The sequence below is a fragment of the Rhodoplanes sp. genome (assembly GCF_013377085.1).
In the GTDB taxonomy this organism is placed as follows: domain Bacteria; phylum Pseudomonadota; class Alphaproteobacteria; order Rhizobiales; family Xanthobacteraceae; genus Rhodoplanes.
The window spans coordinates 76,369-90,368 of record NZ_JACAAX010000011.1; the positions used below are offsets into that span (position 1 = coordinate 76,369).

Annotated in this window: 11 protein-coding genes and 1 pseudogene; 6 read left to right on the forward strand and 6 right to left on the reverse strand. The window is 69.2% G+C overall.

Going from position 1 to position 14,000, the window contains the following annotated elements; translation table 11 throughout:
• Positions 1-159: 159 nt before the first annotated feature.
• Complete coding sequence (locus HXX10_RS10450) at positions 160-999, forward strand: DUF1499 domain-containing protein (RefSeq protein ID WP_296522125.1); 840 nt, start codon at positions 160-162, stop codon at positions 997-999.
• On the opposite strand, the gene HXX10_RS10455 is transcribed toward HXX10_RS10450, so the two are convergent.
• Positions 981-1,898 carry an MBL fold metallo-hydrolase gene (locus HXX10_RS10455; RefSeq protein ID WP_296522126.1) on the reverse strand — a complete coding sequence of 306 codons (918 nt, stop codon included), beginning with the start codon at positions 1,896-1,898 and terminating at the stop codon, positions 981-983. The genes HXX10_RS10450 and HXX10_RS10455 overlap by 19 nt on opposite strands.
• A gap of 193 nt (positions 1,899-2,091) precedes the next feature.
• On the opposite strand from HXX10_RS10455, the gene HXX10_RS10460 reads away from it, so the two are divergent.
• The 5 genes from HXX10_RS10460 to HXX10_RS10480 all read left to right on the forward strand — a co-directional run bounded on the left by HXX10_RS10460 (position 2,092) and on the right by HXX10_RS10480 (position 8,093).
• Entirely contained in the window at positions 2,092-3,285 is a 1,194-nt protein-coding gene (locus HXX10_RS10460; protein ID WP_296522127.1) for an MFS transporter, read from the forward strand.
• Positions 3,286-3,454: 169 nt separating this feature from the next.
• On the forward strand, positions 3,455-4,321 hold the full coding sequence (locus HXX10_RS10465) for an IclR family transcriptional regulator (protein ID WP_296522128.1): 867 nt from the start codon (positions 3,455-3,457) through the stop codon (positions 4,319-4,321).
• An 82-nt stretch (positions 4,322-4,403) separates the two neighbouring features.
• The gene (locus tag HXX10_RS10470; protein WP_296522129.1) at positions 4,404-5,360 is read left to right on the forward strand and encodes a dihydrodipicolinate synthase family protein; all 957 of its coding nucleotides are present in this window, start codon (positions 4,404-4,406) and stop codon (positions 5,358-5,360) included.
• Between the two features lie 179 nt (positions 5,361-5,539).
• A complete protein-coding gene (locus tag HXX10_RS10475) occupies positions 5,540-6,919 on the forward strand; it encodes an MFS transporter (RefSeq protein ID WP_296522130.1) in 1,380 nt (459 codons plus the stop codon).
• A 193-nt stretch (positions 6,920-7,112) separates the two neighbouring features.
• Complete coding sequence (locus tag HXX10_RS10480) at positions 7,113-8,093, forward strand: tripartite tricarboxylate transporter substrate binding protein (RefSeq protein ID WP_296522131.1); 981 nt, start codon at positions 7,113-7,115, stop codon at positions 8,091-8,093.
• Positions 8,094-8,200: 107 nt separating this feature from the next.
• Here the strand turns inward: HXX10_RS10480 and HXX10_RS10485 are convergent, their stop codons facing one another.
• From HXX10_RS10485 to HXX10_RS10505, 5 genes and pseudogenes are all read right to left on the reverse strand, one after another.
• A complete protein-coding gene (locus HXX10_RS10485; protein ID WP_296522132.1) occupies positions 8,201-9,499 on the reverse strand; it encodes a type II toxin-antitoxin system HipA family toxin in 1,299 nt (432 codons plus the stop codon).
• On the reverse strand, positions 9,489-9,827 hold the full coding sequence (locus HXX10_RS10490; protein WP_296522133.1) for a helix-turn-helix transcriptional regulator: 339 nt from the start codon (positions 9,825-9,827) through the stop codon (positions 9,489-9,491). The genes HXX10_RS10485 and HXX10_RS10490 overlap by 11 nt, the downstream gene beginning before the upstream one ends.
• Positions 9,828-9,973: 146 nt before the next feature.
• Entirely contained in the window at positions 9,974-11,704 is a 1,731-nt protein-coding gene (gene araD, locus HXX10_RS10495; protein WP_296522134.1) for an L-arabinonate dehydratase, read from the reverse strand.
• Entirely contained in the window at positions 11,704-12,675 is a 972-nt protein-coding gene (locus HXX10_RS10500; RefSeq protein ID WP_296522135.1) for an MBL fold metallo-hydrolase, read from the reverse strand. The genes araD and HXX10_RS10500 overlap by 1 nt, the downstream gene beginning before the upstream one ends.
• A gap of 222 nt (positions 12,676-12,897) precedes the next feature.
• A pseudogene (locus tag HXX10_RS10505) lies at positions 12,898-13,889 on the reverse strand (Bug family tripartite tricarboxylate transporter substrate binding protein).
• Positions 13,890-14,000: the final 111 nt, after the last annotated feature.

The following is a 14,000-nucleotide window of genomic DNA, read 5'->3' on the forward strand; positions in this document are numbered from 1 at the left end:
CCTCGCCGCGGCCGGCCCGTGCGAAAGGCGCGGCCTTGCCATGATCCAGGCGCCGGACGACACGCTGGGCGAGTTGCCGCGAGCCGTTGCCAGCCGCGGCGCTTCGCTCTATCGGTGAGCCCGACGGGCCCCCGCTTGCGCGCCCGGAAAGGCTGAACGATGGCGCGCCGCCGGCTGGCCGAGGACCCGCTCTCCCGCTTCGCCGTCTGGGCGCGGCGGCTTGCTTTGTTCTCGCTCGCCGTGGTGCTGCTCGCGATCGTCATCGCGCGCGCCGGCCTCCTCGACACCCTCCCCGTGCTGGTGACATTCGGGGCGGGCCTGGTGCTCGCCGTGCTCGGGATCCTGGTCGCCTTCGTCGCCTTCGGGGTGATCTGGCACACCGGCGCACGCGGCTTCGGCCACGCCGTCGCGGGCCTCGCCATCGGCGTGGTGCTGATCGCCTACCCGGCCTATCTCGGCTACAAGGCGACCAAGCTGCCGATGATCGCCGACATCACCACCGACGCGATCGATCCGCCGCGCTTCGAGGCGATCGCGCGGCTGCGCACCCGGCAGGCCAATCCGGTTCTCTATGCCGGCCTCTATGCGGCCGAGCAGCAACGGACCGCCTATCCGGACATCGAGCCCCTGATGGTGACGGTGACGCCGGAGGCCGCCTACGAGGCGACCATGACGCTGGTCACCAAGCGCAAGTGGCGCGTCGTCAACGCCCGCCAGCCGCAACCCGGACGCCGCGACGGCTATATCGAGGCAGTGGCGCTGACCCCTATCATGGCTTTCCGCGAGGACGTCGCCATCCGCATCCGGCCGGTCGGCACCGGCGCCCGCGTCGACATGCGCTCGGCCTCGCGCTACGGCCGCGTCGACTTCGGCGTCAATGCCCAGCGCATCCGCAGCCTGCTCGAGGACGTCGACGACCTCACCAGCATCACCAAGCCGGAGCGCCCGGCGCCGAAGCCGGCCGCGCCCGCCAAGGGCGGTCAGGCCGCCAAGCGATAGAGGCCGGCGACCGACGGCGCGCCCTCGGTCGCGACCACGCCGCGCGTCACCAGATCCTCGAGATGCGCCAGCACCGACAGCCCGGCCGCGCCCGTGAGCCTGGGGTCGAGCCCGATATAGATGGCGCGCACCAGCGTCGGGATGTCGGCCGCGCCCTTGCGCAGCCGGCCCAGGATCGACGCCTCGCGGCCCTCGCGGTGGCGAATGTACTGGACGACGAAGCCTGGCGCGTCGCGCACCGCGCCGCCGTGGCCGGGCAGATAGATGGACTCCGATCGCGTCGCCAGCTTTTGGAGCGAGGCCATGTAGTCGCTCATCGCGCCGTCGGGCGGCGCCACCACCGACGTGGCCCAGGCCATCACGTGATCGCCCGACAGCAGCATGCCGGTGTCGCGCAGCGCGAAGGCCATGTGATTCATCGTGTGGCCGGGTGTCGTGATCGCCTCGACGACGAAGCCGCCGGCCTCCACGGTGTCGCCGTCGGCGAGGATCTGGTCGGGCCGAAAGTCGATATCGTTCGACGCCTCCATGCGCGGCACCTCGCCGAGATTGAGCGCCCGCGCCGCGCGGTGCGGCCCCTCGGCGAGCGTCGGCGCGCCGGTGGCGGCCTTGACGGCCGCCGCTCCCGGCGAGTGGTCGCGATGCGTGTGGGTGACCAGGATGTGCGTGACCGTCTCGCCCCGCACGGCATCGAGCAGCGCCGCGATGTGGCTGGGGTCGTCCGGCCCCGGATCGACGATCGCCACTTTTCCGCGGCCCAGAATGTAGCTCACCGTGCCCTTCCAGGTGAACGGGCTCGGATTGTCGCAGAGGAGGCGCCGCACACCCGGCGCCACCTCCTCGACCCGCCCGGCCGGCAGATCGAAGCTCTTGTCGAACACGATGTCGTTGCTGCTCATCTCTCGGGGGTCCTGCGGGCGCCTGCGGACGTCGACGGTCGACATCCGCGGCGCCGGCTGAGGTAAGCGGTCTTGTTCGCGATGCCAAGCCCTTTGCGGCCGCATGCTTGCGGCCACCTCTGGGCGAACCGCCGGTCGGTCTGGCAGGATGCGCCGCCGCGCCGCAACCCGCCGTTGGTAAAGAAGGTCGTCGATGCCCCCCCCGACTAAGATCCCCTCGGGCGCCGCGCTGGTGCTGGCCGCCGGCTTCGCCGTTCTGTTCGTCGGCGGCGGGGCGCGCTTCGCCATCGGCCTGACGTTGAAATCCGTGGTCGACGACCTGGGCTGGGCGCGAAGTGATCTCGGCGCCGCCGTGGCGCTGTTCCAGGTCGTCTCGGCGACCTGCATGTTCCTGTCCGGGCGCCTGTCGGACCGGGCGAACCCCCGCACCGTGCTGGCCGGCGGTCTCTTGGTCGCCGGCCTCGGCATCGGCGCCATGAGCCTGATGGCGGCGCCCTGGCACGCGCTCGTGCTCTACGGCCTGGTGTTCGCCGCCGGCAACGGCGCCGCCTCCTTGATCCCGGTCAGCGTGATGGTGACGCGCGCCTTCCCGGCGCGCACCGGCCTCGCCAACGCCGCCGTGACGTCGGGCATGAGCCTCGGCCAGCTCGTGGTGATCGCCGTGCTGGCGGCCGTGCTGGTGGCGATCGGCTGGCGCTCGGTCTTCCTGTGGCTCGGCGCCGCGCATCTGATCCTGCTGCCGCTCCTGTTCGGCGCCATCCGGGGCGGCGAGACGGGTGGCGAGGCACACACGCGGCGGGCCGCGAAGGGCCTGTCGATCGGCGACGCGGCGCGGACAAGACCGTTCTGGGCGATGCTCGGCGTCTACGCGATCTGCGGGCTCGACGACTTCTTCGTCTCGACTCATGTGGTGGCGTTCGCGCAGGACCGCGGGCTCGACGCCTTCTTGGCCGGCAACCTGCTCGCCCTGATGGGGCTGACGGCGCTGCTCGGCGTGATGGCGGCCGGCGTGTGGAGCGACCGCGCCGGTCCAGTGTGGCCGGCGGCGGCCTCGTTCATCGCAAGGCTCGCGGTGTTCGGCCTGATCCTGGTGGACCAGTCGACCGTCTCGGTCGCGCTGTTCGCGCTGGTGTTCGGCGCGACCTTCATGGTGACGGCGCCGCTGACCGTGGTGTTCGTCGCCGAGCATTTCGGCAGCCGCAATCTCGGCGCGCTGACCGGCCTCGTCACCATGGTGCACCACATGGCCGGCGGCCTCGGTGCCTGGCTGGGTGCGCTGAGCTTCGATCGGCTGGGCGGCTACGACGCCGCCTTCGCCCTGATGCTCGCCTCGAACATCCTGGTGCTCGGGCTGCTGCCACTGCTGCGGCGGCCAAGGGCCAACTGAACACCCGAAATAAATTCGGAATCCGAAATTATTACCGCGATCCGTACGATTCCGGATGCAGGCACCAAAGTGCTTGTCCGCCGTTGACACAACACGGCCCGGACCCTACTTTCGACCCAAGAACGCGAAATTAATTTCGCTATCCGAATAAGTCAAGGGGAAAACGACCATGGCCTCGCCCAACGGGATCGCGACACAGGCCGCGGCCGGGCGTCCCGGCATGCCCCGGCTCGACCCCAAGGAGGCGAAAAGCTCGGTGCAGTCGCTGGCCAAGGGGCTGCGGGTGCTGGAAGCCTTCTCGGGCGGTGCCGACGAGATGACGCTGAGCGAGATCGCGGTGGCGTCGGGGCTCGACGCCGGCACCACGTTCCGGATGCTCAACACGCTGGTGTCGGCCGGCTATGTCGTGCGCATCCCCGAGAGCCGCCGCTTCCGCCTGTCGCTCAAGGTGCTCGACCTCGGCTTCAACGCCATCGCCCACAAGGACCTGCGCGCCGTCGTCCGGCCGCTGCTGCAGTCGCTGGTCGACGAGGTGAGCGAGGCGGCGAGCTTCGCCGTGATCGAGGGCGGCGACGTCCTCTACATCGAGCGCGTGCGCGCCGGCTTCACAAGGCTCGGCGTCGACATCCGCATCGGCACCACCATCCCGGCGGCCGTCACCTCGATCGGCCGCGCCATCCTGGCCTTCCTGCCCGAGCACCGGCTGGAGCGGGTGCTCGCGACGCCGCCGCGGCACCCCAGCGCCAGCCTTCCGACGCCCGAAAGATCCGTCCTGGAGCCGCTCCTCGCCGCATTGCGGCGTGACGGCTACGTCCTGGAAAAGTCCATCATCACCCCAGACCTGCGCCTGCTCGCCGTGCCGGTGATCGGCGCCGACGGCTGGGCGACCGGCGCCATCAGCGTGGTCGCGCCCTACGCCCAGTCCTCCGACGAGAACCTCAAGGCGCGCGCCCTCGAACCCATGCTGGCGACGGCGCGCCACATTGCCCGTGCCCAGGAAGCGACCGGCAGCACCAGCTCGGTCGCCGCTCCCTGAGGTTCCACCATCGGGCCGACAGTCCCGACGGTTCCTTCCGTTCGTTCAGTGCTCCACAACCCTGCCCCAAGAGGAGGATCAGATGTCGACGAAGAATAAGCTCGATCTCAGGGGTCTCGTTCCCGCCCCCGTCACCCCGTTCACCCGCGACGGGGCCATCGACCACGCGGCGATCCAGCGCCTGGGCTCGTGGCTCGGCAGCTTCAAGGGCGTCAAGGGCCTGGTGGTCCTCGGCCATGCCGGCGAAGGCACCTTCCTGACGGCCGACGAGCAGGCCGCCGTGATCGAGAGCTTCGTCAAGTCGGTCGACGACAAGATCCCGGTCATCGCCGGCATCACGCTCGAAGGCACCGGAGTGGCCGGGATGGAGGCAAAGCGCGCCGTGAAGGCGGGCGCCAAGGCCGGCCTCCTGTATCCGTCGCACGGCTGGCTGCGCTTCGGCTACCAGAAGGGCGCGCCGCAGGACCGCTACAAGGCGGTCTACGAGGCGAGCGGCCTGCCGCTGATCCTGTTCCAGTATCCGGACGCGACCAAGGCGACCTACAATCTCGAGACCCTGCTCGAGATCGCCGAGCAGCCGGGCGTCTTCTGCATGAAGAACGGCGTGCGCAACATGCGCCGCTGGGACACCGAGATCCCGGTGATCCGCAAGGCCAATCCGGACCTGCAGGTCCTCACCTGCCACGACGAGTATCTGCTGCACACGATGTTCGACGTCGACGGCGCGCTGGTCGGCTACGGCAACATCGCGCCCGAGCTGCTGATCGCGCTCATCGAGGCCGGCAAGGCGCAGGACTACGTCAAGGCGCGCGCCCTGCACGACCGCCTGCTCCCGGTGACCAAGGCCGTCTATCACCGCGGCTCGCACATGGAAGGCACGGTGGCGCTCAAGCACGCCCTGGTCACCCGCGGCATTCTCGAGCATGCGACGGTCCGCACTCCGCTGCTGCCGCTGCAGCCCGGCGCCGACGTCGAGATCGCCGACGCGATGCGCTCGGCCGGTCTCGTCAGCACCAAGCCCGCGGCCATCGCGGCCTGACGCCTCTCGCGCCTGCTCCGGCCGCCGGCAGTCCGGCAGCCGGAGCACCTCTGCAACTCATAAGAACGCGACATCAGCCGGAGGCCAATCCTGGACGCTCCGGCTCACCTCTCGCCGGGTGAGAGCTCCTGACGCCCCCGAATGCTCATCAGGTCGCGGTGAAACGGGAGTAGACCATCATGACGGCTCACGTCGTCGATGCCGCCGGGCAGAATGCAAACGCGCTGCTCGTCGCCCGCATCGAGCGCCTTCCCATCTCACGCAAGCTGATGACCATCCGCGTCATCGTCGGCATTGCCACCTTCTTCGACGCCTACACGGTGCTGGCGATCGCCTTCGCGATGCCGCAGCTCGTCACCGAGTGGAAGCTCGCCCCGTCCGAGGTCGGCCTGATCATCTCGGCCGGCTACATCGGCCAGCTCATCGGCGCCCTGTTCTTCGGCTGGCTCGCCGAGAAGGTCGGCCGGCTGCACGTGCTCCTGTTCACCATCGTGATGTTCGTCTCCATGGACATCGCCTGCCTGTTCGCCTGGAGCGGCGCGTCCATGATGGTATTCCGCTTCTTCCAGGGCATCGGCACGGGCGCCGAGGTTCCGGTGGCGAGCGCCTACATCAACGAGTTCATCGGCGCCAAGAAGCGCGGCCGCTTCTTCCTGCTCTACGAGGTGATCTTCCCGGTCGGCCTGATGTTCGCCGGCATGGTCGGCTTCTTCCTGGTGCCGATCTACGGCTGGCGGGCGATGTTCATCGTCGGCCTCGTCCCCTCGATCCTCACCATCCCGATGCGCTGGCTGATGCCGGAATCGCCGCGCTGGCTCGCTTCCAAGGGCCGCATCGCCGAAGCCGAGAAGGTGGTCAAGAGCCTCGAGGACGACATCACCAAGCGCGGCGGCGTGCTGCCCGAGCCGGTCGTGCGCCCAGTCGACCCGCGGGCGACGGCGAAGAGCGACTGGCGCGAGCTGTTCAGGGGCATCTACCTGAAACGCACCCTGACGATCTGGGCCCTGTGGGTGTGCGCCTATCTGGTCAACAACGGCATGATCACCTGGCTGCCGACCCTCTATCGGTCGGTGTTCAAGCTGCCGCTGCAGACCAGCCTCGCCTATGGCTGGACCACCTCGGCCGTCGGCGTGCTCGCCTCGATCGCCTGCGCGCTGCTGATCGACAAGGTCGGCCGCAAGCCGTGGTACGCCGCGGCGTTCTTCCTCGGCGCCATTCCCCTGGTGATTCTGTCGTTCCTCGGCGCCACGTCGGCCGTGCAGGTGCTGATCCTGGCGACCGCCGTCTACGCGGTCCTGCAGACCGTCGCCTTCTCGCTCTATCTCTACTCGGCCGAACTCTACCCGACCCGCCTGCGGGCGATCGGCACCGGCTTCGGCAGCGCGTGGCTGCGGGCCGGATCGTCGATCGGCCCAATCATGGTCGGCTTCCTGATGGCCGACTTCGGCATCAGCTACGTGTTTGCCGCCTTCGCGGCGGTCGCGGTGTGCGGCGGCCTCGTCACGGTGCTGTTCGCCATCGAGACCAAGGGCAAGGTTCTGGAGGAGCTGTCGCCCTGATGTGAAGCACCTCGGCCGGCCCGCATGTGCGGGCCGGCCGCTCTGTTCCTTGCCGTGTTTCCCGGCCTTCGGGCCGACTCGTCCTCCCATTGCGGCGCGCCTCGGCGCGTCGATCGCGTGTCGACCATTGCCCCGTTCACCGGACGTCGCCGGTCTCGAGAACGCGCGACCTCCCCCCGAAAAGGACAGGACCATGCTGCATCGACGTGATTTCCTCATCGCCACCGCGATCGCAGGCCTCGCGCCCGTCGCCGCGCCGGCCTACGCTCAAGGCGAGGCTCCGATCAAACGCCCGATCCGCCTGGTCGTGCCGTTCGCCGCCGGCGGCGGCGTCGACGTGTTCGCCCGCCTGCTCGCCGAGAAGCTGAAGGAGAAGAGCGGCCTCACCGTCGTGGTCGAGAACCGCGCCGGCGCCAATGGCTCGATCGGCGGCTCCGCGGTGCGCATCGCCGAGCCCGACGGCACCACCCTGCTGTTCTCCGCCGCCACCCACGTGATGGCGAAGCAGGTGATGCGCAGCCCGCCCTACGACCCGGTCACCGACTTCACGCCGGTCGCCCGTGTCGGCGAGGCGCCCATGCTGGTCGTGATGGCGCCCAACCTGCCGTTCAAGACCATCGCCGAGGTGGTCGCCGACGCGCGCCAGAGGCCCGACAAGTGGACTTTCGCCACGTCGGCGCTCGGCGCGCCCGGCCATCTGGCCACCGTCGCCTTCAACAAGCTCGCCGGGCTCAATCTCACCATTGCGCCCTATCGCGGCACCGCTCCTGGCCTCACCGACGTCGCCGCCGGGCACGTCCAGCTCATGATCGATCCGGTGCTGGCGCTGCTGCCGATGGCGCGCAGCGGCCACGTCAAGCCGCTGGCCGTCACGGCGCGCAAGCGCGTCGCTCTCGCGCCCGAGATCCCGACTGCGGCGGAGAGCGGCATGCCGGGGCTCGAATACGCCTCCTGGTACGGGGTGTGGGGCCCGAAGGGACTGCCCGGCGACGCCGTCGCGTGGCTCAACAAGGCCTGCGGCGCCGCAGCCGTCGAGCTCGGCGCCTCGGGCCGCCTCGCCGAGCTCGGCATCGAGCCCGTCACGGGGACGCCAGAGGAGTTCGCTCAGTTCATCGCCGAGGACGTGCAGCGCAACACCGAGCTGTTGAGGTCGGTAAACTTCGAGCCGGTGTGAGGCCATCGCGAACGACGACACCTCATGCCCGCGCCCGCTGACGGCATCCGGGCCTCGGACCGGCGGAGCAGGCATGAGGGCTCGGATGGCCGGGACAGACTCGGCGCTCATCCGGGCCGATCGGTCGCAGCGAGCAAGTCGGCCAGATGCATCGGAGCGCCTTCGAACGCGAACGGGTTCAGGATCTGCCTCCGCCACAGGAGATTGCGCTCGACCTCGGACAGCCCGGCATCCCGGCAGAGGCCGGGCCATCCCTCGGTGATCGTCCGGATCTGGTGCTCGGCGACGGCGGCGGCGTCGTGCGGAGACAACAGGAAATTGGCGGCGGCCTCGAGGCACACGGCGATCCGGCTCGACCGCTCGTCGCCGGTGATCAGCATGGCCTGGCTCGCTTCGTTCCCGGCGCGCGGCTGCGGGCAGATGTCGTAGGCCGGCGTCAGGCGCAGGTCCTTGCCGGTCCAGAAGGCCGCATGGTTGCGGGCATGGTCGTCGGTGTTTCCGCAGAGAATGTTGAAGACGAGCCGGCCGAACAGCTCGCGAAGCGTTTCCTTCGGCGCCGTGAAGCGATGGCGGATGATGGTCGCGAGATCCTCGTAGCTCGCATAACGGGCCATCATCTCGTCGAGTCCGAAGAGCGTCAGGGCCGAGACCATCGCGTTCCGCTGCCAGCCGGCATCGACCTTCTCGCGGTCGAAACGTTCGATCAGAATGACGTCCTTCACGTCGACCTTGGCCAGCTCGACGTGCGCGACGTCGAGCCCGACGAGCGCGGCGAGGCGCATGGCCACGAACTCGCCCTTCACGACATTCGTGACATCGGTCCGCGACGAGAACTTCGCGATGTACTTCTTGTCGCCTTCGACGATCATCGCCTTCGGCCGGGCGCCGCCCAGCGAGCTTCCATCGAAGAGCGCCTGATCGAGCTCGGGCGTGAGCGGCGTGCCGTCCTCGACCCGTCTCGCGGCATCGAGGAGCTCCTCCAGCGTCGCGCCGGCCGCCTGGCGCGGTTCGTAGCGCGTCGGCGATGCCTGGAAATCCAACGCGCCGATCCGGTCGGAGCCCGACTCCAGCAGATAGGTCAGCTCGTCGATGTCGGCCGTATCGACCTCCCGGCCCTTGCGTCCGAACCTCCTGTTCAGGATGACGCGCCGCCCCCATGCGTCGGGTGCAGCGTCCCGGAGACAGCTCGGCATGGTCAGGCCGGCCGCCGGCGGCAGGGCCCCGAGGCGGAGAGGCAGCTCGGGCAGATAGATCGGGATCGCGTCTTGGCGCTGGAGATAGCTGCGGCCGTAATTGAAGACGAACTGGCCGTCGACCCTCGCCAGCCGTCCGGCCACCACCGGCTCGGTCCGGTCGGGCAGCCATATCCAGACAAAGGCCTCGCCGGGAGCCGTATCAGAAGTCATCCTTGACCGCCTTCGTCGAGACGCGGACGGACTTCGGCAGCAGCGTCAGTGTGGCGGCGTTGGCGGACATGGTCGCGGCGATCGCCGACCGATCCGCATCGAACAGCTTCACGCCCGTGACGGCGGCGGCCTCGAAGACGGAGCCGATCGAGCAGCCCGGATCACCCCGCTCGATGCGTCGGAGAAGCCCCCGCGAGATGCCGGTCCGTTGCGCGACGTCCTCGGCGGTCAGCTTGCGCTCGATCCGGCCGCGCCGGATCAACTGGCCGAGAAGGGCGGCCGCATCGCGGCTGTAGCGGGAGTATGGACGACTCGCTGGCTTCACCATGGCTCATAAATCGACCTGGAGGGGCTTCTACGATCCATTAATGGATCATATTGGCACCATGAGGCCGATACGTCAACAAATGGGCCATCAACGGTCCAAAAGACAATCTCCCGGTCCGTTAATAGACCAAGACCCCTCCTCCCCGCTCAATGAATCTCCGGCTCCGCCGTCGGCGCCGTGCCCTGCAAGAAATCGAAGTCGCAGCCTTCGTCGGCCTGGCCGACATGGGCCGAGTACATCGCCCCCCAGCCGCGCTCGTAGCGCGGCGGCGGCGGCGTCCAGGCGGCGCGGCGACGGGCCAGCTCCTCCTCGCCGACATGCAGATGGATGCTGCGCCCGTCGGCGTCGATCTCGAGGCGGTCGCCGGTCCGCACCAGCGCCAGCGGGCCGCCGACGAAGCTCTCCGGACAGACGTGGAGAATGCAGGCGCCGTAGCTGGTGCCGCTCATGCGTCCGTCGGACACGCGCACCATGTCGCGCACGCCGGCGCGCAGCAGCTTTTTAGGGATCGGCAGCATGCCCCATTCGGGCATGCCGGGGCCGCCCTTGGGGCCGGCGTTCTTCAGCACCAGCACGTGGTCGGGCGTGACCTCGAGGTCGTCGCGGTCGACCGTGCGGGCCATCTCGTCATAGGTCTCGAAGGCGAGCACGGGCCCGCAGTGCTTCAGGAGCCGCTGATCGGCGGCCGGCGGCTTCATCACGCAACCGCGCGGCGCCAGATTGCCGGTGAGCACGGCCGTAGCGCCCGATCGCGAGACGGGATCTGACATCGGCCGGATGATGTCGCGCCGATGCACGCGCGCGCCCTCCAGCGCCTCGCCGAGCGGTTTGCCGACGACGCCGACGCAGGAGAGATCGAGCGCCTCGCGCAGTTCCCCCATCAGCGCCTTGAGACCGCCGGCATAATAAAAATCCTCCATCAGCCACTGGCCCGAGGGGCGCACGTTCGCGAGCACGGGAATTTCGCGAGAAAGAGCGTCGAAGCGCCCCATGTCGAGCGTCAGGCCGGCGCGCCGCGCCATCGCGACCAGATGGATGATGGCATTGGTCGAGCCGCCCATGGCCATGTGAACCCGGATCGCGTTGTCGAACGCGGCCGTCGACAGGATGCGGGCCGGGGTCTGGTCCTCCCACACCATGTCGACGATGCGCCGGCCGGAGGCGGCCGCCATGCGCGAGTGCGAGGAATCGACGGCCGGGATCGACGATGCGCCCGGCAGCGTGAAGCCGAGTGCTTCGGCGATCGCCATCATGGTGGCGGCCGTGCCCATCACCATGCAGGTGCCGAAGGAGCGGGCGATGCCGCCCTCGATCTCGGTCCACTCGGTCTCGCCGATATTGCCGGCGCGCTTCTCGTCCCAGTATTTCCAGGTATCGGCGCCGGAGCCGAGCGTCTCGCCGCGCCAGTGGCCGCGCAGCATCGGTCCGGCCGGCACGTAGATGGCCGGCAGGCCCATGCTGATCGCCCCCATCAGCAGGCCCGGCGTGGTCTTGTCGCAGCCGCCCATGAGGACCACGCCATCGATGGGATGGCTGCGTAAAAGCTCCTCGGTCTCCATCGCCAGGAAGTTGCGGTAGAGCATCGCCGAGGGCTTGACGATCGGCTCGGCGAGCGACATCGCCGGCAGCTCCAGCGGCAGGCCGCCGGCCTGCAGCACGCCGCGCTTCACGTCCTCGGCGCGCTCGCGCAGATGGCCGTGGCACGGGTTGATGTCGCTCCAGGTGTTGACGATGCCGATCACCGGCTTGCCGACCCAGTCGGCCGAATCGTAGCCGAGCTGGCGCAGGCGCGAGCGGTGCCCGAAGGATCTGAGATCGGAGACCCCGAACCAGCGGTGGCTGCGGAGGCTTTCGGCGGTCTTGCGTTTGGATGTCATCACAGCACGTAGCGTTTGCCGACGACCGACGGCGCGACCACGCCATCGCCGAAGGTGTTGGTGAGGGCAGTGACGGCGCGCCAGCCGGTGCAATGACCGGCGGCGATCACCTTCAGATCGAACTGGCGCAGCGCCGCCACCGTGTCGGGGATGATCGCCTCGGTCGCGCCCGACAGGTGCAGCCCGCCGAGCACACCGAACACCGGCACGCCGGGATGGCAGTCGCGCGCGTGGAGAAGCACGTTGACGACGCCGGCATGCGAGCAGGCCGTGAACACGAACAGGCCCTTGCCGGCGACATGCACGGCGAGGAAGCGCTCGTCCATGATCCAGGGGTCGGGCTCCCAGTCGCGGCCGTCGACCGTGCGGCGATACTGGCCGGGCAGGCCTTTCTCGAACGGCGTGACGCGCGGAATCTCGCCGCTGAGGAAGAACATCTCGTCGAGGAAGACCTGCGGCTCGACCGTATTGACGACGGTGGCGCCGTGCTCGGTCAGCCCTTCGACGCTCGGGATGTCGTCCATCAGCCGCATGGTGCCGTTCGGCAGCTTCACGCCGCGCGAGCGGAACATGCCGGGATGCGTGTAGAACGGCACGGCGCGGCCGCCATTGCGGCTGCGGATCATGCCGAGCGCCGTGACCATGCCGCCGGCGTGATCCCAATGGCCGTGCGACAGCACCATGGTCTCGACGGCGCCGAGATCGACCTCGAGGCGCGTCGCGTTGCGCTCGAACGCATAGGGCTCCGGCCCGGCGTCGAACAGCACCGTGCGGCAGCGGTCGCCGCGCCGCGCCGTGATCAGGCAGGACAGGCCGTGCGCCGCGCAGCACAGGCAGCTCGCCCGCAGCGGCGAGCCGCGCCGCAGCAGATAGGGCCACTCGGCCTCGGCGTATTTGGGCACGGTGGAGAGGCTGTCCACCGCATTGTCGACGAGGATCTGGATTTCGAGAGAGTCGACGGGAGCCAGCATGTCTCCGGCCATCCTTCCACGGCGGTCCCGGAGGCGGGACGGGACAGGATCGACCGCCGTGTCGACGAGCCTACTGCATGGGCCGGCGTCGGCGAAGCGCCGAAGGCCGGCGCTCCCGACAGAGCGGCCCTGCGGCGGATGCGCCGTCCCCGCGCGGGCCCCGGAGACGGCGGCGCGGCCCGGCCGGCGGGACTCGCCCGCCGGGCTTCGACGGTGCGGCCGTCAGTCGATGCTGGCGCCGGAGAAGCGGACCACCTTCTCCCACTTGTCGGTCTCGTCCTTCATGATCTTGCCGAAGTCCTCCGGCGGACCGATCAGGGGGGCGCCGCCGAGCTCGGCCAGCCGCGCCTTCAGCTTCGGGTCGGCCAGTGCCTGGTTGACGGCGCGGTTGAGCTTGGCGATCACGGCCGGCGGCGTGGCCTTGGGAGCACCGATGCCGAACCAGGCGCTCGCCTCGTAGCCCGGCACGGTCGCGCCGACGGTCGGCACGCCGGGGAGCTGGTCCGACGGCGTGTCGGTCGTCACCGCGATGGCGCGCAGCTTGCCGGCCCGGATGTGCTCGATCGACGACGGCAGGTTGTCGAAGATGACGTCGACGGTGCCGGCGATCAGATCGGTCAGGGCGGGACCTGCACCGCGATACGGCACGTGGGTCATCTTGATGCCGGTCAGCGCCATCAGCATCTCGCCGACAGATGCACCGAGGTGCCGTTGCCGGACGAGGCCATGTTGATCTTGCCGGGGTTCGCCTTGGCGTAGGCGACGAACTCGGCGACCGTCCTGGCCGGGAAGCTCGGATTGACCTCCATCACGTTCGGCACCCGGACGAGGCCGGCGACCGGGGCGATGTCGCGCAGGACGTTGAAGTTGAGCTTCTTGTAGAGCGTGGCATTGATGCCGTTGGCCGGATTGACCAGCAGCAGCGTGTAGCCGTCGGGCGGCGAGTTCACCACCATCTCGGTGCCGATATTGTTGCCGGCGCCGGGCTTGTTCTCGACCACGAACTGCTGGCCGAGAATCTCCGAGAGATGCTGGCCGACGATGCGGGCGAGAATGTCGGTGGTCCCGGCGGGCGGATACGACACCACGAAGCGCACCGGCCGGTTGGGATAGTCCGTCGCCTCGTCCTGCGCGACCGCAGCGCCCGCGACCGCGAAGCTCGCGGCCAACGCGAACGCCGTCACGCGAGAAACGAAAAGTCCCACAACCCGCATTGCCTTGCTCCTGTGCGGCGCCATGCGCCTGTGCGTCCGATCGGCCGATTCACCCGGCTCTTTCGTTGCATCCTAAGCGGGCGCTTGCTCGCGCCACAACCAACTCTTCGT

What these genes read in the sequence shown, in the direction of transcription:
- HXX10_RS10490 (WP_296522133.1), bottom strand. Translation starts at nt 9,827, where the DNA reads ATGGTGAAGCCAGCGAGTCGTCCATACTCCCGCTACAGCCGCGATGCG.
- HXX10_RS10460 (WP_296522127.1), top strand. Translation starts at nt 2,092, where the DNA reads ATGCCCCCCCCGACTAAGATCCCCTCGGGCGCCGCGCTGGTGCTGGCC.
- HXX10_RS10450 (WP_296522125.1), top strand. Translation starts at nt 160, where the DNA reads ATGGCGCGCCGCCGGCTGGCCGAGGACCCGCTCTCCCGCTTCGCCGTC.
- araD (WP_296522134.1), bottom strand. Translation starts at nt 11,704, where the DNA reads ATGACATCCAAACGCAAGACCGCCGAAAGCCTCCGCAGCCACCGCTGG.
- HXX10_RS10475 (WP_296522130.1), top strand. Translation starts at nt 5,540, where the DNA reads ATGACGGCTCACGTCGTCGATGCCGCCGGGCAGAATGCAAACGCGCTG.
- HXX10_RS10480 (WP_296522131.1), top strand. Translation starts at nt 7,113, where the DNA reads ATGCTGCATCGACGTGATTTCCTCATCGCCACCGCGATCGCAGGCCTC.
- HXX10_RS10500 (WP_296522135.1), bottom strand. Translation starts at nt 12,675, where the DNA reads ATGCTGGCTCCCGTCGACTCTCTCGAAATCCAGATCCTCGTCGACAAT.
- HXX10_RS10465 (WP_296522128.1), top strand. Translation starts at nt 3,455, where the DNA reads ATGGCCTCGCCCAACGGGATCGCGACACAGGCCGCGGCCGGGCGTCCC.
- HXX10_RS10455 (WP_296522126.1), bottom strand. Translation starts at nt 1,898, where the DNA reads ATGAGCAGCAACGACATCGTGTTCGACAAGAGCTTCGATCTGCCGGCC.
- HXX10_RS10485 (WP_296522132.1), bottom strand. Translation starts at nt 9,499, where the DNA reads ATGACTTCTGATACGGCTCCCGGCGAGGCCTTTGTCTGGATATGGCTG.
- HXX10_RS10470 (WP_296522129.1), top strand. Translation starts at nt 4,404, where the DNA reads ATGTCGACGAAGAATAAGCTCGATCTCAGGGGTCTCGTTCCCGCCCCC.